The organism is Methylobacterium sp. SD274 (assembly GCF_017355285.1).
Lineage (GTDB): Bacteria > Pseudomonadota > Alphaproteobacteria > Rhizobiales > Beijerinckiaceae > Methylobacterium.
The window spans coordinates 1-23,201 of sequence record NZ_JADIJP010000031.1; the positions used below are offsets into that span (position 1 = coordinate 1).

The following is a 23,201-nucleotide window of genomic DNA, read 5'->3' on the forward strand; positions in this document are numbered from 1 at the left end:
CCGCCCACCATCGAAGGCGTTCCCGGCACCTGGGACCTGTCGCGGGACGGCAGCACGCGGCGCTGCGTCATGACCCTCGCGTCGCAGAGCTTCGAGAGCGGGCGGCGCCTGTCGTTTCCCGCCGGGTGCCGCCGTGCCCTGCCGATCCTGAACGAGGTCGCCGCCTGGCTGTTCGTGGACGGCGTCGTCCGCCTCGTGGACAAGAACGTCCGGCCGGTCCTGATCTTCAAGGCGCGGGATGACCGGCGCAGCCTCATGGCCAAGACCGAGGGGGGCGAGGTCTACAGCCTCGTTCCGCTCCAGATCGTGGCGATGGCGCCCCCTCCCGCGCCGGCGCCGGATGGCGGCTCCGGGTACAAGCTCGAGCGGGACGATCCAACGGCGGCAGGCGGCCAGAATACCGGGGCGCAGACGAGCGCAGCGACGCCTGCCGGCCCGCGGCCGACGGCCGGCATCTACGCCCTCGACCGCTACCGCGAGCAGGACGTCTGCCGCCTCGAACTGAAACCCGCGGAGGGAGGCGGGACCGCCACGGTCCGCCTGCTCGAGGGCTGCCGCGACAGCGGGCTGACGACCTTCGATCCGGCCGCGTGGCTGGCGGCTCCCGGCCGGCTCACCCTGGTGGCAAGGCGCGGCCATGTGGTGGGGCTGGTGCCGGCGGGGGAGAACCATTGGCGGCGCGAGCCCGAGGTCGGCACCACCTTCATCCTGCGCCGGATCGAGAGCGCCCCTCCGAGCGGTTCCCCCTAACGACCACGCCTGATAGACCCTGCCGCCGATGCCCTACACCGTCGCCGCCCTCTATCGCTTCGTTCCCCTGCCCGACGCCGCAGACCTGCGCGACGCGTTGGAGCGGCGCTGCGTGGAACTCGGCATCCTCGGCACGCTCCTCCTGGCTCGCGAGGGGATCAACGGCACCATCGCGGGCAGCGCGGCCGGCATGGCCACGCTCCTGTCGGAGCTGCGCGACGGGCCGCTCTTCGGCGAGCGCCTGAGGGATCTCGACGTGAAGCTTTCGAGCGCGGAGGCCGCGCCTTTCGCTCATCTCAAGGTGCGGGTGAAGCGGGAGATCGTGACCTTCGACGACGGCGCCACCGATGCGGGCGAGGCCGGGACACCCGTGCCGCCCGAGGCGTGGAACGCTCTGCTCGATACGCCGGGCCTCCTCCTCCTCGACACCCGCAACGCCTTCGAGGTCAATCTCGGCACGTTCGAAGGCGCCACCGACCCGCATCTGTCGCGGTTCTCGGATTTCCGGGCCTATGTCGACGGCCTCGACCCCGCCGAGCATCCGGCGGTGGCGATGTTCTGCACCGGCGGCATCCGCTGCGAGAAGGCCGGGGCCTATATGCGCGCCAAGGGGTTCGCCACCGTCCACCATCTCGAGGGCGGCATCCTGCGCTATCTCGAGACGATCCCCGAGGCGGAGAGCCGCTGGCGCGGCGACTGCTTCGTCTTCGACCACCGCATCGCGCTCGGACCCGGCCTCGTCGAGCGGCCCGACCACGATCCCGAGACATTGCGATGAGGCGGGGCCAGCCATGACCGACGACGATACGCTCTCCGCCCGCATCGACGCCCTGGAGATGCGGCTGACCGAGCAGGACATGGTCATCGACGACCTCAACGCGACGATCACCGCGCAATGGCGCCAGATCGATGCCCTGACGCGGCATCTGGCCAAGCTCGTTGAGCAGGTCGAGGAGGCCGGCGCCCGCACCGGCACCGGCGCCCCGGAACCGCCCCCGCCGCATTATTGAGCCCCTGCCCGGCCGTGGTCGGGCTGAGGAGGGGGCCGCCGCCACCCGCGCCGAGGAGGCGGCCTTCGGACATGAGAAGGGGCTGCCTCGACAGCAGCCCCCCTTTTGATGGCGAGTGGATCAGACCACGAACGATCCGTTGTCCAGGGTCTGATGGCCCTGGAGGAGAACGGCGAAGTCCGCCGCTCCATCGCCATTCGTGTCGCCCTGGATGAGGGTGTTGCCGCCACCGAACTTCGTGCGCAGTTCGCCGGCCTGACCCGAGAAGGCGTCCGTTCCGACGAACTGGAAGCCCTGATCTCCGGCCTGTCCGAAGTCCGCGTCGATCCCGCTGAGGTCGATGCGATCGCCCTCGGCGAAACCGAAGTCCTTGATGATGTCGCGTCCGGAAACCGCGACGTCACTGTCGGTGATGGCCTTGAACACGAAGGTGTCGGCCCCGTCGCGGCCGAAGAGGAGATCCCGGCCGTCATCGCCGTAGATCGCGTTGTCGCCGGCATTGCCGTAGATCTGATTGCGACCGACATTTCCGTTGGCGGTCAGATCGTCCGAACCGTAGAGCACCAGTTTCTCGATGTTGGTTTCCATCGTGTGGCTGACGCTGGACCGAACCGTATCGAAGCCTTGGCCCGGCTGCTCAAGGGCACGATCGCCTGCGTTGTCGATGACGTAGGTGTCGCTCCCGGCGCCACCGATCAAAGCATCGGCTCCCGTACCGCCCAGCAACGTATCGTCGCCGTCGCGACCCACGAGCGTATCGTCTCCGGCGCCGCCGCTCAGACGATTGTCGCCGTCATTGCCGGTGATGCGATTGTCGAGGTCATTGCCGCTGCCGCTCAGGTCGCCATTGTCTCTCAGGACGAGGTTCTCGACATGGTCCGACACGGTGTAGCTCACGGACGAGCGAACGGTATCGTTGCCCTCGCCTGCCAACTCGATGACCTGATCTCCTGCTCCATCCACGGCGTAGACATCGTCGCCGGCACCTCCCTGCAGGATGTCGTCGCCGACGCCTCCTTGCAGGACATCGTTGCCAGCGCCACCGGTGAGACGATCGTTCCCGGCTCCCCCATCCAGCCGGTTGTCGGCGATATTGCCGGTGATGCTGTTGTCCAGCGCGTTACCGGTGCCGTCGACGGCGCCCATCCCGGTGAGGACGAGGTTTTCGATCGTGTCGGGCAGGGTGTAGGTGATGGAGGACAGAACGGTGTCGGTTCCTTCATCGGCACCTTCGACCACCGTGTCGCCGAGGGAATCGACGATGTAGCTGTCGTTGCCGAGACCGCCGATCATGGTGTCGTCACCGGCACCGCCGACGAGGAAGTCGTTACCGGTGCCGGCCGTGATCGTGTCGTTGCCCTGGCCTGCGTTGTAATAGAAGTCCTGCCCGGCGCGGAAGGGCGGGAAGAACGTCAGCGCGTCGTCTCCATCGGTCCCGAGCACGACGCCCTCGAACGTGTTGCCGCGCTGTGTGCCCGAGACGAGGTCGCGGACGTCGAAGGTGATGCCCTGCGTTCCGGCGACGAAGGTGATGCCCTCATCGTCGTAGCGGGAGATGGGCCCCGTCAGATTGCCGTCGGCATCCTCCGCCTGGACGCGGACCGCGAGCCCGCCATCCTGGTTGGTCAGGCTGCCGGCATCGTTGGTGTTGCCGTTGCCCACCTCGGCCGAGGTGAAGGTCAGGCGCACGTTGCCGGCACCACCGTCGGCGCGATCGAACCGGACGGTGTCGTTGCCGTCGCCGAGATTCACCTGGTCACTGCCGTCGGTGGAGATGCTGACGCCGAAAGTATCGTCGCCGTCGCCGCCGAAGACGGTGTCGATCCCGGAGCCGCCACCGATCGTATCGTTGCCGCCGCCCGTCGAGATGACGTTGTCGCCGCCGCCGCCAGAGACGACATCGTCGGCTGATCCGGTGGTGAGCGTGTCGTTTCCGTTTCCACCCGTCAGCTGCGCCCGGACATTGCCGGTATCGACGACATTGTCTCCGGTGTCGGACAGGTTGAAGTTCACCGACTCAAAGCCATAGATCACGGTACCGTCGGACGCCCTGCCCGTGCCGTTCTCGTTCAGCGTCAACCTGATCGGAGTTGCCGAGCCGGCAACCGGTCCGTTGAAATTGAAATTCACTGACAGGGAATCATTGCCCTCGCCGCCGACCAACCGATCGAGCTTGCCGCCAGTCACCGTGTCGTCGCCCGATCCGGCGCGAACTTCATCACGCACAGGATTGATCGAACCTGCGAAGATGTTTGCGGGGCGATCGACCGAGTCGATCGTATCGTTGCCGCCGAGGCCATTGATGGTGTCTTCGTCTTCGGTGCCGTTCAGGACGTTGTCGCCGTTATCGCCATTGATCGTAGCCATTGCGTCGTCTCCCTTACGCGCTGCCTGAAATGCATATGCGGCTCGCAGGCTTGCGGTCGGGCTGGTACGGATGGCTAACCACGAAGGTTTCAGAATTCGAAAATAATATCCGGCGATCCCTGATCTTATCTCTTGTTAAGCGTGGCAGTTTACTCCCACGAGAGAATGAGATGAATTCTACGCATTGGATGGATTAAAACGAAGATTGCTCACGAACGGCAGCCGCTAGCGCTCGTTCCCCGTGTTCCGCCGGCAGCGGAGCAACCACATCGTCACCGCTGCTATTCCGCCGCCGGCCGATCCAGCCTGAGGAGACGCGCGGACCGCGTCCGCAGGGGCCGGCGCTCGGGCTCGGCGCCGGTGACGAGGGAACGGCGGGCATCCGCGATGGCGCCGTGCACCGCATCGATGGCCAGGATCAGGGCGTTCATCGCGCGGGTGTCGACATTGCGCTCGCGGGCGTGCTGGACGACGTCGGTGACGAGATCGTCGGTCTCGCGAACGAGGCCGTCCAGCTGCTCCCTCGTGGTGGCCGAACGGATGTCCCTGAGAATGTCGAGCAGCCGGTCGAGGACCACGTCCACCCGCTCGCGGCGCTGGCGGGCGAGGCGCTGGCCGAGCCAGGCGATGCCGGAGCCGATCGTGCCGCCGAAGAAGGCAAGGAGGTAGACGTAATCCTCGTAGCGTTCGAACAGGGTCTGCTGCTCACGCTCGAAATAATCGACCGCCCCCGGATGGTTGGGCAGGCGGGCGCTGGTGGCGGCCACCGACGTCTCGAAATCCGGAGCCTTCATCAGGTTGGCGATGGGGGCGTTGGGCGCGAGTTTCGAGCGCCATTCGAACAGGTGCTGGGTCACGGACGCCACCGAGTAGCGGCTCACCGCGCCCCGCGCCATCAGCCGGTAGGAGGCGCCCACCGTCTTCACGTCCTCATCCGGGCGCTTGGGCCGGCCGCCGAACGTACCCGCTGGGATCGTCGCCGATTGCAGTTCCGGCATCCGCTGCACGATCGCGTCGCCATCGGGGACGGAGACGATGGTGATCTTCTTCTCGTGGGAGGCCATCTCCACCGCCCGCACCGTGGAAATCGCGGCCTTCGAGGTCGGGGCCGCGATGACGGCGACGGCGTCCACGGTGCCGGCCTGCAGGGCGGCCGTGACCTCGCCGGGCTTGAGCGGCACGAGGGCGATATGGCTGGCGGCGAGCGTCTGGCCGGGTTCGGGCGCCGGAACGGCCGTGAAATCGTAGAAGGCGAGGAGATTGGTGACGAAGGGCCGGTCGGCGGCGTGGCGCTCGACGATGCCGAGGCGCTTCTTCGCAAGGTCGGGGAAGCTCTCGATCTCGCTCGCTTCCGGCGTGGCGATGAGCAGCGTCTCCTCGTGCAGGAGGGCCAAGGTCAGGCCGTTATCGGGGAGGAACACGTCGGGCCGGACCACGGCGAGGTCGGCGCGACCCGCCTGGAGCGCCGCGGCGCTGTCTCGCACGTCGTCATAGGCCCGCACATTCAGGCGCACGTCCTCCCGTGCCCGGCTCAAGGCCTGGGCGTAGGTTTCGAGCAATTGCGCCTCGGCCCCGTCGCGAGGACCGACCGCCACCGTGAGAACGGTCGGGCGCGACAGGTAGACCACGGCGGCCGCCAGGACGGCGAAGCCGAGGCCGAGCGCGACCAGGAGCCACTCGCGCTTCAGGAGGAATGCCGGCATGACATGCATGCGTCCTCTCGGGGTAAGACAGGAAACCGGTTCACGGTCGAGACGATGCGCGACATGATCCTGAAACCTGTCCGAAGCGTGATGAACCGATGAACGCTCGAAACGTTGCAGCGGGTCGGCCTGGGGCCTCTCGCGAGGCAAAACCCACGCCCCGCGAGGCGAAACCTAATACCCGCGAGGCAAGGCCCACGCCGCCGGTCACGGCGGCGTATCTGGAGCGCGTCGCCCTGCACTATCTGGAGCGCTACAGCGCCTCCGTGGCGATGCTGCGCCAGACCTTGGAGCGCCGGGTCGCCAAGAGGTGCCGGCTCCGGGACGAAGACCCGGCCGCCTTCGCCGAAACCATTGCCGCCATCGTGGAGCGCGCCCGTTCCTCCGGCCTCGTGGACGATGCCCGGTTCACCGCCGCGCGGGCCGCGACCCTGCGCCGGCGCGGGACCTCCGCCCGCGGCCTCGCGGCCAAGCTCGCCGCCAAGGGGGTCGACCGGACGCTGATCGCCGAAACCCTGGAGACCGAGCGCGACCGGGGCGAGGAGGAAGGCACCAATGCCGAGGAGGTGGCGGCCCGCGCCTATGCCAAGCGCCGCCGCCTCGGCCCGTTCCGCCGCCCCGACCTCCGTGCCGCCCACCGCGACAAGGATCTCGCCTCGATGGCGCGGGCCGGATTCTCGTACGGATTGGCGAAGGCGATCGTCGACGAGGAGGTGAATGCGGAGGACGGGTTCGGCCGGTGATGGAGGTATCTCCGTGAGCCGAGCGGTGCTTCCGCCTCTCCCCGCACGCCTAGGGCATTCACACCTCTCGCGCGCTACGCGGCCCTCCTCCCCAGCGGATCTCGGGCCTGCCCGAGATCCGTCGAGCTTGTGGGGAGGAGTTGGAGGTGGGGGTGGTTGGGCGACCCTCACGCTGCGGAGGCTGGCGGAGCCACCCCCACTCCTAACCTCTCCCCACAAGGGGGAGAGGGACGCGCGATGCCTGCTGAACGCGGCGGCTCCACGCGCGGGGAAAGGGGCCTGCGCACCCTGCGGCATTTCCGACCCGGCCCGACAAAAACTTGAACGAAACACGAACGACGCGCATGTCCCTGTCATGGACGAGACCCTCGCCAAGAAGCTGCGCATCCTGGCCGATGCGGCGAAATACGATGCGTCCTGCTCCTCGTCGGGGGCACCCAAACGGGTGGCGGGCAAGGGCGAACTCGGCTCGACCACGGGCGCCGGCATCTGCCACGCCTACACGCCGGACGGGCGCTGCATCTCGCTCCTGAAGATCCTGCTGACCAATTACTGTCTTTTCGATTGCGCCTATTGCGTAAACCGGCGCTCCTCCAACGTCGCTCGCGCCAAGTTCACCGTCGAGGAGGTCGTGACTCTCACGGTGGAGTTCTACAAGCGCAACTACATCGAAGGGTTGTTCCTCTCCTCGGGTATCATCAAGTCGCCCGACCATACGATGGAATTGCTGACGCGAGTGGCCAAGAGCCTGCGGCGCGACCACGGATTTCGCGGTTACATCCACCTCAAGTCGATCCCGGAGGCGAGCCCCTGGCTGGTGGAGGAGGCGGGGCTCTATGCCGACCGGCTCTCGATCAACCTCGAACTCCCCACCGATGCCAGCCTGCACCGGCTGGCGCCGGAGAAGAACGGCCCGGTCATCCAGAACGCGATGAAGCAGATCGGCGCGCGGATCACCGAGGCGAAGGCCGAGAAGCGCCGGTTCTCGCCCGCCGGCCAGTCGACGCAGGTCATCGTCGGCGCGGACACCACCACCGACGAGGCGCTGATCCGCAAGAGCGCCCTCCTGTACGGTTCGTTCAACCTGAAGCGGGTCTATTACTCGGCCTTCAGCCCGATCCCCGACGGCTCCGCCATCCTGCCGCTGAAATCCCCGCCGCTCCAGCGCGAGCACCGGCTTTACCAGGCCGATTGGCTGATCCGGTATTACGATTTCTCCGCAGACGACGTGGCGGATGCCGCCGAGGACGGCATGTTCTCCCTCGACATCGATCCGAAACTGGCCTGGGCGCTGAAGCATCGGGGGCGTTTCCCCGTGGACGTGAACGTCGCCGACCGCGAGATGCTGCTGCGGGTGCCGGGCCTCGGTGCGCGTGCCGTCGACAAGATCGTGAAGGCGCGCCGTCACACACGGCTGCGCCTGGACGACGTCGCCCGTCTCACCTCCGGCCTCAAGCGCGCCCGCCCGTTCCTGATCGCCGCCGATTATCACCCGGGCCCCGGCGGTACCGACCGGCTGGACCTGCGCGCCAAGCTCGTCGAGCCGGCGCGGCAGCTGAGCCTGTTCTGACGGGGTCGGATGACACGCCGCTCTTCTCTCCCCCCTCTGCCCTCCGATATCCGCACCTCTCGCTGGCACCGCGGGTCCCCTCTCCTGGAAGGAGAGGGACAGGGTGAGGTGCGTGACCTCTTCGGAGCTGGACCACACCTCACCCCAACCCTCTCCTTCCAGGAGAGGGAGCCCGTCGCGCCTGATGTCGAACACTCTCTGGCAAAGGGAACAGCCGTCGAACAGATGGATCAATCCAGGAGTTCCGCAGAGGGGGGAGGGTCGGGTGGATCACTCCAAACGGTCATCCTCCACGAGGGTGCCGATCTCGACGGGTTCCGCGCCGCAGCGCGCCGGCTCGCCGCCGCATCGGTCCCGCCCGATAGAGTAGTCTGGTCCATCGGGCAGGCCCCCGGCCTGTTCGGACAGGTCTCCCAGCCAGAATCCGGCTCCGATGCGCCACTAAGCCTGCCGCGCGCGGTGGCCGACCTGATCCGCATGGTCGTCCCGCACCGCGACCCCGAGCGCTACGCCCTGCTCTACACCCTGATCTGGCGCATCACGCACGGCGAACGCGGCCTGCTGGAGGTGGGAAGCGATCCGCTGGTCCATCGGCTCGACCGGATGCGCAAGGCCATCGCCCGCGACCTGCACAAGATGCACGCCTTCCTGCGGTTCCGGCGGATTGAGGCCGACGGCGTCGAGCGCTTCGTCGCCTGGTTCGAGCCGGACCATCACATCCTGGAGGCAGCAACTACGTTCTTCGTCTCGCGTTTCCGGTCGTTGCACTGGACGATCCTCACGCCGGACGGCTCCGCCCATTGGGATGGGGAGACCCTGACCTTCGGCCCGCCGGGACGACGCGAGGATGCGCCCGAGGCGGACGGGTTCGAGGCCGGCTGGCGCGATTACTATGAGAGCACCTTCAACCCCGCCCGCACCAACCTTGCCGCCATGCGGGCGGAGATGCCGAAGAAGTATTGGCGCAACATGCCGGAAACAGCAGCGATTCCCGGCCTCGTCCGCGCCGCCTCAGCCCGCACGGAAGCCATGATCGAACGGGAGCCGCAGATGCCGACCAAGCGTAACCCCGCCAAGGCCGTCGCCGCCATGTCCGACCAGGATCCCACCTCCCTGGAGGAGCTCAACGCCATCATCCGGCGCTCGGAGCCCCTGGTGCCGGGCGCGACCCAGGCCGTCCTCGGCGAAGGCCCTGCCCATGCCGCCATCGCCTTCGTCGGCGAGCAGCCGGGCGACCAGGAGGATCGGCAGGGCCGCCCCTTCGTGGGACCGGCCGGACAGCTCCTGTCCCGCGCCATGGCGGATGCCGGAATAGAGCGGAACGCGGCCTACCTCACCAATGCGGTCAAGCATTTCAAGTTCGAGGAGCGCGGCAAGCGCCGCATCCACCAGAAGCCCACCGCCGGCGAGGTGAGCCATTACCGCTGGTGGCTCGACCGGGAGCTGAATTTCGTGGCCCCCAAACTCGTCGTGGCCCTCGGCGCCACCGCCGTCCTGGCCCTGACGGGCAAGGCGATCCCGATCACCCGCGCCCGCGGCCCCGCTTCTTTCGGCAAGCCCTATGAGGGCTTCATCACCGTGCACCCCTCCTACCTCCTGCGCCTCCCCGACGAAGCCAAGGAAGACGCTTACGCAGCCTTCGTGGCCGACCTGAAACGGGTCGGGGATCTCGCGCGCACGCTGGGGGGATAGCGGCTTGGCCACGGGATCCGGCGCTACGATCGATGACCTTGCCCTAGCTGCGGGTACGACCTGCGCATTCGGGTGTCACGGGTCCGCCTGAGATGCCTCGGGTAGGATAGAAAAGTCTGATGACCGTAGCGACCCCGGAAGACGGATCGTCCGCGTTGCTGGACGTCATGCAGCGATCCAGCGAGAGCATGGCGTGTCGGACCGTCATCCGTCGATCGGCAGCATGACGCGATGCCGGGTCGAGACATACCGATCAAGAGACCTTGCCGACCAAAAGATCTTGGCTCCTCATCCCAGATCTCCGAGGCCTGTGAGGCTTCAGGACGAGAGGGTGTCCGGATCCTCGGCCCCCTCTCGTAGATTGGCCTCCCGGTACGGAAATGCGAGCACGACCCGTGTGCCGGGCTGCAGATCCTGCCATTCCGGTTGACCGCCGAGTTGGCGACCGAGCCCGGTGATCACCGTCATGCCGAGGCTCTTCGACCGCGACGGGTCGAAGCCCGCTGGCAGGCCGACGCCGCTGTCGCAGACTTCGAGACGGAGCCGTCCCGGCTCCTCCCGCGTCACCGAGACCCGCACTTCGCCGGCCCCGTCGGGATAGGCATATTTGAAGGCGTTCGTGACGAGCTCGTTGACGATGAGCCCCAACGGAACGGCATGGTTCGTCGCCACCATGACCGGCGCGACCTCGCAGATCAGTGTTTGGTTCGGCCCCACCGATGCGCCCAGATGTTCGCAAAGCTCCGCCAGGAACTCGGCCAGATCGAGGACCTGGACCTCGTCCGTGCGCCATAGCCGGTCGTGCACCGTCGCGATGGTCAGGACCCGTCTCCGCGCGTCGCCCAGAGCGGCGCGCAAGACGGGATCGGTCGCCATGTCGCCCTGCATGTTCAGCAGGCTCGCCACGATCGAAAGGCTGTTCTTCACCCGGTGGCTGATTTCCCGTGTGAGAACCTCCTGATGCGCCAAGGCCTGCCGTAGACGGGCTTCCGTCTGTTGCAGCTCCTCTTCCTTGCGGTGCCGGTCGATCGCGCCGCCGAGCAGGTTGGCGAACCCCTGGAGGAACGCGATATCGGCCTCGGTGAAGCGTCCCTCCGTCGGACTGTCGACTTCGAGGACACCGAACGGCTCGCCCTCGCCACGGATGATGACGTTGATCGCCCGCTGGATCCCATGGTCTTCGAGCACTTTGGGCGTGCGGAAGCGGCTTTCGCCCCCGAGATGGTTCGAGATGACCGGTTGCCCGGTCTGAAAGGCGTAACCGGATGGGCTCGCCGCATCGGCCCCCGTCTTTGCGATACCGACGATTCCGGGCTTCCAGCCGATCCCCGCCTGCACCACGAACTGATGCTCGGCGGGCAAGTATTCCATGATCTTGCAATACCGGCTCTGGAGCCCCTGCGCGCAGACACGCGTCGCCTCCTGCAGGAGCGTGTCGATGACGCGCGTCCTGAGCGCGAACAACCCGAACTCGGCGGTGAGTTCTTGCTGGCGAAGCCGGTAGGCCAGCTGCTCCGCGGCTCCGCCTCCCTGCTCCATGGGCACCCCCGGAGGCATCGATCGATCTGCCGTCATGTCCGGCTTTCTTCCCAGCGGGGCCGCGGCCTCAAACAGCCAAGGCTTTCCCCGCGATCCCAGTGTGATCTCACGAGATGTGACTCGTCGAGCGCCCTCGATTCACGCGGTCGTGCCTCCATCAAACTCTTCAGACGCCGCGGGGATGCATGGTGGCGGACAGACGGTTCCCACGGGCAGGCATGCTTGCGCCGTCGCCTGGATTGTTTCCGCGAGGATTCGGGATTGCGAAAAGTCGCGAAGGCCGGACCCGAGGGGGTTCGAGACGGGACGATCCCGCATTCCCGATCCGGGCCAGTCGCCCGACGGGGAGTTTGCCTTCTGCTAACCGAAGCGGTGCATCCTGATGTCGAGCCAAGTTGCGTATCGGCTCCCGTCGTGTGGACACGACACGATGCACCCCGCCGACCCCGTGAGCAGATCGGGGCGGCGGGGCTGCTTCAGGATAAGACGACCGTCGACCTCGCCCCTGACCATACAGCCGCCGCGCCTTTTCACGCGTTCGGGCCTCGCGCGGGGATCATCATCAATCCGGTCAGGATGAGGGCCGGCACGAAGATCGACCAGAAGGACAGGGCGGCCACGCCGAAAGCCCCGGCCAACGCCCCAACGGCGAAAGCCAGCACGGCCGAGAGCGTCCGCTTCAGGCGGGTATTGGTCTGAGCAGTGGCGCGCGCGCCGCAGAAGCGATCGGTCAGGTCGATCACGGCCTGCGTGACATTCACGGTCATCACGGTCGTCGCCGCCAGATGACCGATGACGAGACGGCCGATCCCGTTCTGAATGCCCATGGCGGCGACGCCCAGCATGCCCACGGTGATCGCCGCGATGCCGTCCGGCGATCCGAGGGGCGACAGGGCGATGCCCGCAACCGCGAAGGCGATGAGAACGGCAGCCTCGAGGGCCAGCAAAGGCCGAAGCGGCGCCATCCCTCTCCGCTCCAGGACCAGGGTGACCAGTCGCGTCAGGGCGACGGCCAGGATGAAGACCGGCAACGCCAGCAGCTTGGCGATGACGCCGCTCGATGTGGACATCAGCTCCGCACCGATGAGCACGAAATTGCCGGTGACATGCGCCGTGAAGAGGCCGGTGAGGGCGATGAAGGCGGCGGCGTCCACAAACCCCGCGGTGAAGGCCAGGCCGGCACCGATCAAGGTGTCCCCATGATCCCGAACAGGCATTCCGCGCCTCTGATCTTCCCGGGCCTTTGATTTTCCTGGGCCTTTGATCTTCCCCGTGCGCAAGGCCTGCCGAAGGCGAGCGCGCTCACCTTCGGATCGGCGTCACTCGAAGCCGATCGCGCAACCGGCTCGGGCCTGTCGCGTGCGGATCGGCTTCGACCGGGCCTCGGCTCAGGCCGAACGTGTCCCTCAGGCAGTAGCGGCCTTGCGCGGACGGCCCGCCCGCTTCGGCTTCTCGGATACCGGAGCGTCGTCCTGAACGACCGTCTCCTCCGGTTCGGGCGCAGGGGCCCGGCGCGGCTGCCCGAGGCCGAGCGACCGGGCGAGTTCCGAGCGTTGCGCCGAGTAGCTCGCGGAGGTCATCGGGTAATCCGGCGGCAGGCCGTATTTCGCCCGGTAGGCTTCGGGGCTGAGACCACGGAGGGTCAGATGGCGGCGCAGCGTCTTGTAGGGCTTACCGTCTTCGAAGCTGATCAGAGCGTCCGGGGAAATCGATTTCTTGATCTGCGCCGGTGTCGCCTTTTCGATCTTGTCGATCTCGGTTGCCTCCGATCCTCTGGAAGCCAGACCACTGATCGCGGCGTGAATGTTGTTTAGCAGATCAGGCAGCGCGCTTGCAGGTATCGAGTTGTTGGAGACGTAGGCGGATACGAGGTCGGCCGTGAGTTCGATATAATCGGCCTGAAATTCTTGGGCATCATCGCTCATGTGGTAGGTACTCCTGCCAATCCATCAACGGCTATAGATTGACTTCGGCGAGAATGACAATCTTTCAAGAGCTATAATTCCCTGGGCAGGAACCGTTGGTATAAAACCGGACAGAGCGCTGTTTTTCAGTCATCGTTCACAAACATTTATTAACGAACGTCTTATTTTCGCCTCATATAATCAGTGCCCATCTCATAATACTGATTTTTTCCAGGAAAGACTTTTCCATATTTTTCAATTCTCTCGCGGCACAAAAGCAAATCGCCAGAATGCATATTGAATTACAATGCGATTGAAATGATAGCCTTGATCGCGTGGTGAAGTGGAAAACATGACACCCAAGTAAAACCGCGCCGGACCGCCCTGGATAATGGTCGATCCGCAAGTCCGGCGGCGAGGTTTCGAAAAGGGGCCCGGTGCGGCACGGGAGCCCGATGACGAGAGCGTGCCGGTCAGCGCGGAGAGCGGGATACGACCCGGTAGAAGATCCCGATCGCGATCAGAAACACGGCGAGGCCCGCCGTTTCGGTGACGGTGGAAAGCTCGGGACCGGCGATCGTCAGGGAGGCGCTGCGTCCGGTGACGGTATCGGCGGCGGCGAGCAGGACGCCGACGAAACTCTCGCCCACGAGAAAGCCCGATGCGAGCAGGATTCCACGGCGACGCACGGCCTCATAGGCGGGCTCGGCCCCCTCCCCCTCGAACCGCTTCCGGAACGACCGCTCGCTCAGCCACGCGATCACGCCTCCGATCGCGATCGTCACCACCACGTTCAGCGGAAGATAGATGCCGATGCCCACCGTGAGGGCCGGGAACACGCGCCCGCTTCGGCGCAGCCGCGCCTCCACGGCGACGAGGACGGCGCCCAGCCCCATACCCGTCAGCACCATGCTCCAGGGCAGCTCGCCGTGAACGATGCCGCTGGCGATCTGCGTCATCAGCGCCGCCTGAGGCGCCGGCAGGGCCATGCTCGCATCCATGCCGTCTCGCGGCAGGGCGCCAACGAACCCGTAAGCGTTGTAGAGGAGCGCCAGCAGGGGACCGATCACGAGCGAGCCGACGGCGACGCCCGCAACCAGCACCGCCTCCTGCCGCCAGGGCGTGGCGTCCACGAGTTGGCCGGTCTTCAGATCCTGCAGGTTGTCGTTGGCGATCGACGCCATGGTGACGATGACCGAGGCGACCAGAAGCGCCAGGCCGATGACGAAACGGTCGCCTTCGGGTCCCGCGCTCCGTCCGATGAGGAGCGGCAGCAGGAGAGCCACCAGCATGGTGGTGAGAATGCCGATCCCCGAGATCGGGCTCGACGACGAGCCGAGGAGGCCCGCGAGATAGCCGCACGCCGCCGCCATCAAGAAGCCGAACCCCGCCGCAAACACGGTCGCCACCACGATCAGCACGGGATAGAGCGCGCCGAGTTCGGCCCCGGCCGAAAACTGGCCGAGCAGGAGCGCCATCGGCAGCATGAGGGTCACGGCCGCTCCGCCGACCCAGGTGATCGGAATGTCCCGCTCCTGGCGCGGCAGGTCGCGCAGGCCCCCATGGCTGCCGCGAGCCGATGTCAGGGCGACGCGGATGCTCGCCAGGATCGGCCGCGCCAGCGTCGCCACGGTCCAGGCGCCGCCGACCGCGATGATCCCGGCACCGATCAGGCGGACGCGGCCCGACCACACCGCCTCGGCGGCCGCGCCCGGGTCCATCCCCTCCCCCTGCCCGAGGGCCGTCAGGACCGGGACCGCCACCCCCCAGGCGATGATCACGCCGGTGAGCAGCGCGAGGCAGGCTCCGATGCCGACGAGATAGCCGACGCCGACGAGGGCAAGGGAAAAGCCGGTCCCGAGCCGGAACACGGCCCCACCGGCCTGCAGGGTGGTGTGGAGACCCTCGCCGAGGACGCGCAAGCCGCTCGTCGCGACTGCGATCAGGGCCGCCGCCCCTCCGGCGCGGAGCAGATCGCGCAGACCGTGCCGGCTGCCGTCTCCGTCCTCGGTTCCGGCACCGGCCTTCAGCACCTCGGCGGCGGCCACGCCTTCGGGAAACGGCAGCCCGGCCTCGGCCACGAGCGCCCGCCGCAGCGGGATCGAGAAGGCGACGCCGAGCAAGCCGCCGACGAGGCAGACCCCTCCGGTCTGCCAGAACGGGAATCCCTGCCAATGGCCGATCAGCACGAGGCCGGGCAGGACCAGGATGACGTTGCAGAGCGTCCCGGCGGCCGAGGCCTGCGTCTGCACGATGTTGTTCTCGAGAATCGAGGTCTCGCCGAACAACCGCAGCAGGCCCATCGACAGCATCGCGGCGGGAATCGATGACGAGAACGTCATGCCGGTCTTCAGGCCCATATAGACATTGGCGGCCATGAACACGATTGTGATGGCCGCTCCGAGCACCAGGCCTCGGAGGGTCAATTCCCGGAAACGCCGCTCTTCTCCGTGAAGCTGTCGGCCGGTCCGCGCGTCCATCGATCATGCCTCATCGGCCCATCGGGCTCGTCATCGGTGAGTGAAGCGGCGGCGCGCGATACGTCCAGGATGGCGCTCTTCGGGTCATCGGCCTCGCCCGAACCCGATCCAGTATCAGGCAAGGCGCCTTGATTAACATCTGCATAATGCGTGATCGAAGTTAGTTTTAACCGATGTTACCAATGCAACGCCGCCATAACTAGGAACAACCACAGTCAAGCCCGGTTGTGGTCGCGTATATCCAGCCTGGATCAAGCCCCATCGACGCAACATCGGCCGAACACGGATCGCTTTTCCTTTCTGGCGCCGCCCGCTGGTGAACCGAGATCTACGCCGCCCAAGAGGGGGCCAGCGCGTCCACCCGCGCGACGAGCCCGACGGCCAGCGAACGAGGAACCCGACACGGGCGGATGCGCGATCCGGCTCCGACGCGAAAAGATGGGCCGAACCCGGCAAACAGACCATGGGAGATGACCGGAGTGCAGAGTGTGGGACCTGAAACAGAGGACGCCCTCGTCGATCTCATCCGCACGGTGCGGGACACGGGCTACAGGTTCACGACCGTGACGCCGGCGAGCCATGCCCGCGTCAATGCACGCCCGGACGCGGCGCGCGCCCGCCACCTGCGCGACGTCCTCGGCTGGAGCCGCCCGTTCTCGGATGACGCCGTGCCGTCGGACGTTCTCGCCGCCCTGCAACGGGCGGGCGTCGTCGACAGCGAGGGTGAGTTCCGGCGCGCCACGATCCGCCTCTCGAGCCTCGACGACGAACTCTTCCTGCACTCGGCCTATCCGCCCGATTCGACGGACGCGGTCTTTTTCGGCCCCGATACGATGCGCTTCGTCTCCGCCGTCATCGCTCATCTCGCCCAACGCGAGAAACCGGTTCACCGGGCCGTCGATATCGGCTCGGGATCGGGAGCGGCCGGGATCGCCATCGCCAAGCGCGCCGCGGGCGCCGAAGTACTCCTCGTCGACATCAATCCGGCCGCTCTGCAGGCCGGCCGGATCAATGCCCGGGCCGCCGGGGTCGCCGGCATCGAGCCGAGACGGAGCAACCTGCTCGACGACGTCGAGGGCGATTTCGACCTCATCGTCTCCAACCCGCCCTTCATGATCGACCGGAGCGGCCGCACCTACCGCCATGGTGGGGGGACCTTCGGCGAAGGGCTGTCACAGGCCGTGGTCGAGGCGGCGGCCGAACGTCTGGCACCGGGGGGCAGCCTCGTTCTGTTCACCGGCTCCGTCATCGTCGATGGCGCCGATCCCTTCCGCGACGCCGCGTTGGCGACCTGTGAACGACATGGGCTGCGCACGCAGTATCGCGAGTTCGATCCGGATGCTTACGGAGAGGAACTCGAGGACCCGGCCTATGCCGAGGCCGATCGCATCGCCCTGGTGGTGCTGACGGCGACGCGCCCAGCCTGAACCGAGGAAGGCCCTTCCATGATCGATGGTGACGCCGCCCTGTCCCCGAACCAGGCCGACCTGCTGCAAGAGGTTCTGGCGGGACTGGCGCAGCCGCAGAAGCGTCTTCCCGGCAAGCTCCTGTGGGACGAGACCGGCTCCGACCTGTTCGACCGCATCTGCAGCAGCGGCGATTACTATCCCACGCGAACCGAGATGGCGCTGTTGCCGTCCGTATCGGCCGAAATCGCCCCCCTGATCGGACCGGGCGCCACCATCGTCGAATTCGGCAGCGGAGCGAGCCGCAAGATACGCACGCTGCTCGATGCCCTCGACCGGCCGGCGCGTTTCATCGCCATCGACATATCGGGGGATTATCTCGACGCCGCGATCCGGCGGCTCGCTCGCGATTATCCGCAGATCGAGATGATCCCGGTCTGCGCCGATTACTCCGAACCGGTCCGGCTACCGGTCGACCTGTCGGGAGGGCCGGTGCTCGGGTTCTTTCCCGGCACCAGCATCGGCAATTTCACACCCGCAGAGGCCGAACTGTTCCTGGAGCGGGCGCGCGCCACCCTGGGGCCGAGCCGCTTTCTCATAGGGGCCGACCCCAACCGGGACGCGGACCGCCTGAGCCGCGCCTATGGCGATGCCGACGGACTGATGCCGGCCCTGCACCGCAACCTCCTCGAGCGGCTGAACCGGGAGTTCGACGCCGATTTCGACCTGGACAACTTCCGGCACGAACCCCGCATCCTGCCCGATCCCTTTCGCGTGGAAGCGCATCTCGTGGCGCGGGAGCCGGGCCGCTACCGGCTCGCGGGGACGGAGATCCGGTTCGGGGCGGGCGAGAGCATCCACACCGACAACTCGCACAAATACGCGCCCGATACGTTCCGGAGACTCGCCGAGCGCGCCGGGTGGCGGCCAGAGCGGGTCTGGCTCGACCGAGCGGGCCTCTTCAGCCTTCACCTGTTCGCCGCCTGATTTCCCCCAGATCACCCGGACATCCCCATGACAACCGACGACGCGCGTCCGACCGGCTTCCCGCTCTCGGCGGCCATTCTCTTCGGCCTGGGTATCGGCGGGTTCTTCGATGGAATCGTGCTCCACCAGATCCTGCAATGGCATCACATGCTCAGCAGCGCCGGATATCCCGCGGACAGCGTCGAGAACCTGCAGATCAACACGCTCTGGGACGGTCTGTTTCACGCCTGCACCTATCTCTTCACCCTCGCCGGACTGTTCGTGCTGTGGCGTTACTCGAGGCAGAACCATCTCCGGTGGTCGGGCTGGCTGCTTCCGGGCGGCATCCTGATGGGCTTCGGCATTTTCAATCTCGTGGAGGGGACGATCAATCACCACCTCCTCGGCCTTCACCACGTCAACGAGACCGTGCCACGGGCGCAGTGGATCTATTGGGACGTCGGATTCCTGCTATGGGGCGCGGCGATGCTCGTCGCCGGCTGGGTCCTGTACCGACGCGGTCGGGCTCACACCGCGGTGTAGGCGACCTCGCACAGCGATGTAGGCGGGCTCGCGTAGCGACTGAGGATTGCCAGCCTCAGCTTCCGTCGATGCCCTCGCGTCAGGCCCGAAACAGATACAGCGAACCGCCGATCACCACGGCCGCGAGCACCACGAGGCCGATATAGAGTGGCATGACCCAGGAATCGCGCCCCGTCGCTCGGGCGGTGGCCTGAACCCGTGGCGAGGCCGCCTCCGTGCCCCGCGCCATCGCGATCCGTTCCTTCGAGGGCGTATTCCCGGCGGCCTCGTCATCGGTGCCAAGCGGCGAAAGGCCGACATCGTAATGGGGGATCTTGTCACCCGTCCTGCCGGAATCGATGTCCGCTTTCAGCATCGCGCTGGTGGGGCGATCGGAATCCGCAGGCGATTCGACCGCGAGGTCGGCGGGCGGCGGAGGCGTCTCGGATCGTAGGCCCATGAGAAAACTCCACTGGCGGTTCATGGCCCGCACACGCGACGCCACCTCGTGCTCGACGTCCCAGCGTCGAGGCAGCGGGGGCCGGATCGCCCCCGCTGCCTCGTGAAGACCGGAGCACCATTGGCTAGGTGAACGATCGAAACGGGTTTTAGTCCCGGTCCTGGCTTTTCAGGCTGCTTTCCCCGCCCGAAAGATCGGTTTTCGGATTGGCCAGGCCGCTCGTGTTCCCGGAAACACCGGATTCGATGGCATCCGGGGGGATTTCGCGGTTGGCCGCGTGATCCTGGTATTGCTCGGTCTGGACCGTCTTGCTGTCCAACCCGCGCTGATCGGTATGCCGAGACTTGTCGCGGTTACTCAAGACCATGTTCTCTTCGAGGATTCCCTCGGGCAGATCCGTCATCGCGCCCGTTCCGGTGCCCTTGCCCTGAGCACCCGGCCCCATGGAATGGCGATCGGCCTTGGCCATGAAACATCTCCTCCTGTGTCCGAGTTCGAAGCCCTATGCCGCCGCTCAGTGCGAGCGGTGACCGCCCTTCCCTTCCGCGTCATGCGCATGGTGGCGGTCGCGCTCGCCGCCGCCGCCCGACACATGCGAGATGGGATCGTTGGTGGGACTGCCCGGGCGCGGGCCGCGATCCGGCTCGGACCGAGGTTCGGTGGCATCCTGGTGGCTGCTACCGGGCCCGCCATGATGACGATCGGCAGCTGGAGTTTTCTTCGAGGTGCTCATCAGCGGTCCTGTTGATAGCCTTGATGCGTCGTGTTGACCTTAGAATTTCCAGCCTGGCCCATCTTGTCGGGATTCTGCGTCTGGGCGGAACCCTTGGGTGCCGTCGACACGGGCGCCTCCGGCGCGCTGCCGGGCCCCTTGTCGGATTGGTTGGCAGGTGGAACGGGTGGCGGCTTAGCAGTCATTCGGTACACCTATCGAATAGCGTTGCCTTGCAGAGAGAACGATTCATCGCAATGTCAGTTCCGATATTTATCCTCGGCAAATCATCGCGAAGCCTGAACCGTATTTGTCTGCATGTTTACTGTCAGCGGCAGGCAACAAGATCCAGCCGTGGGTTCATCGACTGACGCAGGAATGCAGGCGGCACGACGAAGCCGCCTGCTACCGCCGCGATGGCGGCAGGGATCTTTCGTGGGCCTCGCGGACGGTAAAGCCCTCGGGGCAGCGTTTGGGGCCGCCTCCGCAGTCCGGTCCATCCGAAAACGGATGCGCCTCAGATGATCGGCTTGCCTCCGGTCACCGCGACGGTGGCGCCGGAGACGTAGCTCGCTTCCGAGCCTGCCAGCATCACATAGACGGGGGCGAGTTCGCAGGGCTGCCCCGGTCGCTTCATCGGCACCTGCGATCCGAAGCTCTTCACCTTCTCCAACGGCATCGTGGCGGGGATGAGCGGCGTCCAGATCGGACCCGGAGCCACGCAATTCACCCGGATGTCCCGTTCGGCCAGCATCTGGGCCAGACCGCCGGTGAAGTTCTGGATCGCCCCTTTGGTGGTCGCATAGGCCAGGAGCTGCGGGCTCGGCGTATCGGCGTTGACCGAGGTCGTGTTGATGATGGAACTCCCGGGCTTCATATGCGGGAGCGCGGCTTTCACCAGGTAGAACATCGCGTGGATATTGGTCGCGAAGGTGATCTCCCACTCTTCGTCGGAGATCTCCTCGGGGCTGGCGAATGTCTTCTGGTGGGCCGCGTTGTTGACCAGGATATCGACCTGGCCGAACTCGGAGACGGCTGTCTCGACGATGGCGCGGCAATGCCGGGGATCCTTCACATCGCCCGCCATCCGCACCGCCTTGCGGCCGGCGGACTCGACCAGCCGGCAGGTCTCGTCGGCATCCTCATGCTCGTCATAATAGCTCACCAGGACATCCGCCCCTTCGCGGGCATAGGCCAGGGCCACGGCCCGCCCGATGCCGCTATCGGCGCCGGTGATGATCGCCTTGCGACCGGAAAGGCGCCCCGACCCTTTGTAATGCGCCTCGCCGTAATCCGGGCGCGGGTCCATATCGGCATCCCGGCCCGGTGGCGTCAGGGGCCGCTGATTCTCGAATGGCGGCTTCGGGAAATCGGTCATCTCAAGCGATCCTTGCAAGAACAATCATATCTGCGTTGGCGGCGCATGAGGTGACCGCAAGCTTTATCCGTCAGCACGGCAAGCCATCAAAAGCCATTATCCATTCTTATTCAGAAATTACGGCTGAAACACACAGCATTAACAAACATAATAGCTATGTTGCCATGGGCCCTGCTGTCGATCACCTCACTCGATGGGACAATTCATGGCGGAGGCTATTGTTTCGAAAGCGAAGACGGTTTTAAAAGTCAGGCCGTTTTATCGATACTCAACCACTACGCCGCCGCGTATGGCGGTTGCCGTCCTTTGACGACAGCAGGCGGAAGGCCAGGACACCGAGGGCCAGAACGGCCCCTGAAACCGCGGCTTTCCTGACCAGCCCGGCACGGTTGTGTCGGAGTTCCGAACGGAAACCCATTTCGGCGGGGATGTTCGGAACCGTGCCGCGACCGAAATCCTGCACCAGACCTTCGACGACATTCACCCGGTCGGCCGCCATCAGCATCAACCAATGAGCCCATTCGGACTCACTGTATTTGAAGGCCTGACGCCGCATGGCACCACTGACGCCGCTCGGCGGTGTCGAGGTGCCGAACACCGCCGTGAGGTTGTTCCGCTCGATGGATTGCAGGATCTCGACCGTCTGTCTCTGTTGCGGCGGCCGCGGCCAGTTCATCCCGCCCTTGTCGTCGCGCGATCGGTCGCGCATCGGGTAAGTCGGGTCGTTCTCCGGATTGGCATCGGCACCCCAGCCGGGGATCTTGGATGGGTCGATCGGAAGGTTTCGCATGTCGGTCTTCCTCACCCGCGCGCCGAAGGGGGGACGAGTACGGGTTTGATGCATCCGTCGAGCTTGGCCGAGAAGATGTGATACGCGTCCGCGATCTCCTCCAGAGGCACTTTGTGCGTAATCAGTGCTTTCGGGTTCAGGCGTCCGGCCTCGATATGCTCGATCAATCTCGGCAGGAGGCGCTTGACAGAGGCTTGGTTGGCGCGGATCGTGATGCCCTTGTTCACGACATTGCCGATGGGGATGAGGTTGCCCGTGGGACCGTAGACGCCCACGATCGATACGACGCCGCCCTTCTTCACCGAATTGATCGCCCAATGGAGCGCGGTCGCGGCACCCGCCTCGAGCTTCAACTTCGTACCGAGGAGCGTATGCAGGGCGCTGCCCGCCGCGTCGCCGCCGACGGCATCGATGCAGACATCGGCACCGAGGGAATCGGTGGTCTTCTTCAGGAAGACGACGGGATCGTCCATCGAGCGGAAGTTGTAGACTTCGGCCGGACAATAAGTCCTCGCGAAATCGAGCCGGTAGTCGATGTGGTCGATGACGATCACACGTCCGGCACCGAACAGCCACGCGCACCGGGCCGCCATGATCCCGACGGGACCGGCACCGAAAACCACGACCGTGTCGCCCGGCTGAATGCCGGCCATCTCGGCCGCCTGGTACCCTGTCGGCACGACATCGGTGAGAAGCACCGCGTCGTCGAGATCCATGGTCGATGGGATCTTGCAGGGGCCTATATCGGCATAGGGGACACGGACATACTCCGCCTGGCCCCCATCGTAGCCGCCGGCCGTGTGCGAATAGCCAAAGATGCCTCCGAGCGCGCTCGCCTGCGGGTTGGCTTCATGGCAATTGCCGAAGAGACCCTGCCGGCAGAAATGGCATTGGCCGCAAGCGATGTTGAACGGGACGATCACGTGGTCGCCGACCGAGAGGTTGCCGACCTGCGACCCGACCTCCTCGACGACACCGATGAATTCATGGCCGAAGGTCATGCCCACCCGGGTATCGGGAACGAGGCCATGGTAGAGATGAAGGTCCGAGCCGCAGATGCAGGTGCGGGTCACCCGCACGACGGCATCCTGGACATGTTCGCAGACCGGAACCGGCTTCCTGTCGACCCGAACCCTGTAGGGCCCGCGATAGTTCATCGCCAACATGTCTCGGATCCTCCCCTGAATCCTGATCCCTGGACCGTCCGCG

The 23,201-nt window shown here is 66.0% G+C and carries 22 protein-coding genes; 9 read left to right on the plus strand and 13 right to left on the minus strand.

Annotation, left to right across the window (positions count from 1 at the left end):
* From IPV08_RS20560 to IPV08_RS20570, 3 genes are all read left to right on the plus strand, one after another.
* On the plus strand, nucleotides 1-750 hold a 750-nt coding region (locus IPV08_RS20560), incomplete at its 5' end, for an AprI/Inh family metalloprotease inhibitor (protein WP_207413321.1).
* 28 nt (nucleotides 751-778) lie between these two features.
* The gene (locus tag IPV08_RS20565) at nucleotides 779-1,528 is read left to right on the plus strand and encodes a rhodanese-like domain-containing protein (RefSeq protein WP_207413323.1); all 750 of its coding nucleotides are present in this window, start codon (nucleotides 779-781) and stop codon (nucleotides 1,526-1,528) included.
* Nucleotides 1,529-1,541: 13 nt separating this feature from the next.
* A complete protein-coding gene (locus IPV08_RS20570) occupies nucleotides 1,542-1,760 on the plus strand; it encodes a SlyX family protein (RefSeq protein WP_207413325.1) in 219 nt (72 codons plus the stop codon).
* A 120-nt stretch (nucleotides 1,761-1,880) separates the two neighbouring features.
* Here the strand turns inward: IPV08_RS20570 and IPV08_RS20575 are convergent, their stop codons facing one another.
* The gene (locus IPV08_RS20575) at nucleotides 1,881-4,127 is read right to left on the minus strand and encodes a calcium-binding protein (protein WP_207413327.1); all 2,247 of its coding nucleotides are present in this window, start codon (nucleotides 4,125-4,127) and stop codon (nucleotides 1,881-1,883) included.
* A gap of 281 nt (nucleotides 4,128-4,408) precedes the next feature.
* Nucleotides 4,409-5,839, minus strand: coding sequence for a TAXI family TRAP transporter solute-binding subunit (locus tag IPV08_RS20580; RefSeq protein WP_207413329.1), 1,431 nt, complete (start codon nucleotides 5,837-5,839; stop codon nucleotides 4,409-4,411).
* Nucleotides 5,840-5,928: 89 nt separating this feature from the next.
* Here IPV08_RS20580 and IPV08_RS20585 point away from each other — a divergent pair, with 89 nt between their 5' ends.
* The 3 genes from IPV08_RS20585 (at nucleotide 5,929) to IPV08_RS20595 (ending at nucleotide 9,835) form a co-directional block, all read left to right on the plus strand.
* Nucleotides 5,929-6,573: a RecX family transcriptional regulator gene (locus tag IPV08_RS20585; protein WP_207413331.1), complete on the plus strand. Its 645-nt coding sequence runs from the start codon at nucleotides 5,929-5,931 to the stop codon at nucleotides 6,571-6,573.
* Between the two features lie 355 nt (nucleotides 6,574-6,928).
* Nucleotides 6,929-8,143 (plus strand): putative DNA modification/repair radical SAM protein, encoded by a 1,215-nt coding sequence (locus IPV08_RS20590; protein ID WP_027171783.1) that lies wholly within the window; start codon nucleotides 6,929-6,931, stop codon nucleotides 8,141-8,143.
* A gap of 225 nt (nucleotides 8,144-8,368) precedes the next feature.
* A complete protein-coding gene (locus IPV08_RS20595; protein ID WP_207413333.1) occupies nucleotides 8,369-9,835 on the plus strand; it encodes a UdgX family uracil-DNA binding protein in 1,467 nt (488 codons plus the stop codon).
* A gap of 318 nt (nucleotides 9,836-10,153) precedes the next feature.
* Here the strand turns inward: IPV08_RS20595 and IPV08_RS20600 are convergent, their stop codons facing one another.
* The 4 genes from IPV08_RS20600 to IPV08_RS20615 all read right to left on the minus strand — a co-directional run bounded on the left by IPV08_RS20600 (nucleotide 10,154) and on the right by IPV08_RS20615 (nucleotide 15,758).
* Nucleotides 10,154-11,410: a histidine kinase dimerization/phosphoacceptor domain -containing protein gene (locus tag IPV08_RS20600; RefSeq protein WP_207413335.1), complete on the minus strand. Its 1,257-nt coding sequence runs from the start codon at nucleotides 11,408-11,410 to the stop codon at nucleotides 10,154-10,156.
* A gap of 494 nt (nucleotides 11,411-11,904) precedes the next feature.
* Nucleotides 11,905-12,591 carry a YoaK family protein gene (locus IPV08_RS20605; RefSeq protein WP_207413337.1) on the minus strand — a complete coding sequence of 229 codons (687 nt, stop codon included), beginning with the start codon at nucleotides 12,589-12,591 and terminating at the stop codon, nucleotides 11,905-11,907.
* 189 nt (nucleotides 12,592-12,780) lie between these two features.
* Nucleotides 12,781-13,299, minus strand: a complete 519-nt coding sequence (locus IPV08_RS20610) for a MucR family transcriptional regulator (protein WP_207413339.1) — start codon at nucleotides 13,297-13,299, stop codon at nucleotides 12,781-12,783.
* A 452-nt stretch (nucleotides 13,300-13,751) separates the two neighbouring features.
* Nucleotides 13,752-15,758 carry an oligopeptide transporter, OPT family gene (locus tag IPV08_RS20615; RefSeq protein ID WP_207413340.1) on the minus strand — a complete coding sequence of 669 codons (2,007 nt, stop codon included), beginning with the start codon at nucleotides 15,756-15,758 and terminating at the stop codon, nucleotides 13,752-13,754.
* Nucleotides 15,759-16,246: 488 nt separating this feature from the next.
* On the opposite strand from IPV08_RS20615, the gene IPV08_RS20620 reads away from it, so the two are divergent.
* Genes IPV08_RS20620 through IPV08_RS20630 form a run of 3 tightly spaced genes read left to right on the plus strand, consistent with a single transcriptional unit; the run spans nucleotide 16,247 to nucleotide 18,673 of the window.
* Entirely contained in the window at nucleotides 16,247-17,185 is a 939-nt protein-coding gene (locus tag IPV08_RS20620) for a methyltransferase (RefSeq protein WP_348646167.1), read from the plus strand.
* Between the two features lie 18 nt (nucleotides 17,186-17,203).
* Nucleotides 17,204-18,151: an L-histidine N(alpha)-methyltransferase gene (gene egtD, locus IPV08_RS20625; RefSeq protein ID WP_207413344.1), complete on the plus strand. Its 948-nt coding sequence runs from the start codon at nucleotides 17,204-17,206 to the stop codon at nucleotides 18,149-18,151.
* Nucleotides 18,152-18,178: 27 nt separating this feature from the next.
* Nucleotides 18,179-18,673: a DUF2243 domain-containing protein gene (locus tag IPV08_RS20630; RefSeq protein WP_207413346.1), complete on the plus strand. Its 495-nt coding sequence runs from the start codon at nucleotides 18,179-18,181 to the stop codon at nucleotides 18,671-18,673.
* A 79-nt stretch (nucleotides 18,674-18,752) separates the two neighbouring features.
* On the opposite strand, the gene IPV08_RS20635 is transcribed toward IPV08_RS20630, so the two are convergent.
* From IPV08_RS20635 to IPV08_RS20655, 7 genes are all read right to left on the minus strand, one after another.
* A complete protein-coding gene (locus tag IPV08_RS20635; RefSeq protein ID WP_056422027.1) occupies nucleotides 18,753-19,112 on the minus strand; it encodes a hypothetical protein in 360 nt (119 codons plus the stop codon).
* Nucleotides 19,113-19,260: 148 nt separating this feature from the next.
* Nucleotides 19,261-19,581: a hypothetical protein gene (locus tag IPV08_RS20640; RefSeq protein ID WP_056422029.1), complete on the minus strand. Its 321-nt coding sequence runs from the start codon at nucleotides 19,579-19,581 to the stop codon at nucleotides 19,261-19,263.
* Between the two features lie 45 nt (nucleotides 19,582-19,626).
* Nucleotides 19,627-19,845: a hypothetical protein gene (locus tag IPV08_RS24765; protein WP_056422031.1), complete on the minus strand. Its 219-nt coding sequence runs from the start codon at nucleotides 19,843-19,845 to the stop codon at nucleotides 19,627-19,629.
* Nucleotides 19,845-20,030, minus strand: coding sequence for a hypothetical protein (locus tag IPV08_RS24770; RefSeq protein ID WP_246748098.1), 186 nt, complete (start codon nucleotides 20,028-20,030; stop codon nucleotides 19,845-19,847). Before IPV08_RS24770 ends, IPV08_RS24765 begins: the two co-directional genes overlap by 1 nt.
* A gap of 311 nt (nucleotides 20,031-20,341) precedes the next feature.
* Complete coding sequence (locus IPV08_RS20645) at nucleotides 20,342-21,202, minus strand: SDR family oxidoreductase (RefSeq protein WP_207413348.1); 861 nt, start codon at nucleotides 21,200-21,202, stop codon at nucleotides 20,342-20,344.
* Between the two features lie 268 nt (nucleotides 21,203-21,470).
* Nucleotides 21,471-21,992 carry a hypothetical protein gene (locus IPV08_RS20650; RefSeq protein WP_207413350.1) on the minus strand — a complete coding sequence of 174 codons (522 nt, stop codon included), beginning with the start codon at nucleotides 21,990-21,992 and terminating at the stop codon, nucleotides 21,471-21,473.
* Between the two features lie 11 nt (nucleotides 21,993-22,003).
* Entirely contained in the window at nucleotides 22,004-23,158 is a 1,155-nt protein-coding gene (locus tag IPV08_RS20655) for a zinc-dependent alcohol dehydrogenase (protein WP_056422038.1), read from the minus strand.
* Nucleotides 23,159-23,201 lie beyond the last annotated feature (43 nt).

What these genes read in the sequence shown, in the direction of transcription:
- IPV08_RS20565 (WP_207413323.1), top strand. Translation starts at nt 779, where the DNA reads ATGCCCTACACCGTCGCCGCCCTCTATCGCTTCGTTCCCCTGCCCGAC.
- IPV08_RS20570 (WP_207413325.1), top strand. Translation starts at nt 1,542, where the DNA reads ATGACCGACGACGATACGCTCTCCGCCCGCATCGACGCCCTGGAGATG.
- IPV08_RS20575 (WP_207413327.1), bottom strand. Translation starts at nt 4,127, where the DNA reads ATGGCTACGATCAATGGCGATAACGGCGACAACGTCCTGAACGGCACC.
- IPV08_RS20580 (WP_207413329.1), bottom strand. Translation starts at nt 5,839, where the DNA reads ATGCATGTCATGCCGGCATTCCTCCTGAAGCGCGAGTGGCTCCTGGTC.
- IPV08_RS20585 (WP_207413331.1), top strand. Translation starts at nt 5,929, where the DNA reads ATGAACGCTCGAAACGTTGCAGCGGGTCGGCCTGGGGCCTCTCGCGAG.
- IPV08_RS20590 (WP_027171783.1), top strand. Translation starts at nt 6,929, where the DNA reads ATGGACGAGACCCTCGCCAAGAAGCTGCGCATCCTGGCCGATGCGGCG.
- IPV08_RS20595 (WP_207413333.1), top strand. Translation starts at nt 8,369, where the DNA reads ATGGATCAATCCAGGAGTTCCGCAGAGGGGGGAGGGTCGGGTGGATCA.
- IPV08_RS20600 (WP_207413335.1), bottom strand. Translation starts at nt 11,410, where the DNA reads ATGACGGCAGATCGATCGATGCCTCCGGGGGTGCCCATGGAGCAGGGA.
- IPV08_RS20605 (WP_207413337.1), bottom strand. Translation starts at nt 12,591, where the DNA reads ATGCCTGTTCGGGATCATGGGGACACCTTGATCGGTGCCGGCCTGGCC.
- IPV08_RS20610 (WP_207413339.1), bottom strand. Translation starts at nt 13,299, where the DNA reads ATGAGCGATGATGCCCAAGAATTTCAGGCCGATTATATCGAACTCACG.
- IPV08_RS20615 (WP_207413340.1), bottom strand. Translation starts at nt 15,758, where the DNA reads ATGGACGCGCGGACCGGCCGACAGCTTCACGGAGAAGAGCGGCGTTTC.
- egtD (WP_207413344.1), top strand. Translation starts at nt 17,204, where the DNA reads ATGATCGATGGTGACGCCGCCCTGTCCCCGAACCAGGCCGACCTGCTG.
- IPV08_RS20630 (WP_207413346.1), top strand. Translation starts at nt 18,179, where the DNA reads ATGACAACCGACGACGCGCGTCCGACCGGCTTCCCGCTCTCGGCGGCC.
- IPV08_RS20635 (WP_056422027.1), bottom strand. Translation starts at nt 19,112, where the DNA reads ATGGGCCTACGATCCGAGACGCCTCCGCCGCCCGCCGACCTCGCGGTC.
- IPV08_RS20640 (WP_056422029.1), bottom strand. Translation starts at nt 19,581, where the DNA reads ATGGCCAAGGCCGATCGCCATTCCATGGGGCCGGGTGCTCAGGGCAAG.
- IPV08_RS24765 (WP_056422031.1), bottom strand. Translation starts at nt 19,845, where the DNA reads ATGAGCACCTCGAAGAAAACTCCAGCTGCCGATCGTCATCATGGCGGG.
- IPV08_RS24770 (WP_246748098.1), bottom strand. Translation starts at nt 20,030, where the DNA reads ATGACTGCTAAGCCGCCACCCGTTCCACCTGCCAACCAATCCGACAAG.
- IPV08_RS20645 (WP_207413348.1), bottom strand. Translation starts at nt 21,202, where the DNA reads ATGACCGATTTCCCGAAGCCGCCATTCGAGAATCAGCGGCCCCTGACG.
- IPV08_RS20650 (WP_207413350.1), bottom strand. Translation starts at nt 21,992, where the DNA reads ATGCGAAACCTTCCGATCGACCCATCCAAGATCCCCGGCTGGGGTGCC.
- IPV08_RS20655 (WP_056422038.1), bottom strand. Translation starts at nt 23,158, where the DNA reads ATGTTGGCGATGAACTATCGCGGGCCCTACAGGGTTCGGGTCGACAGG.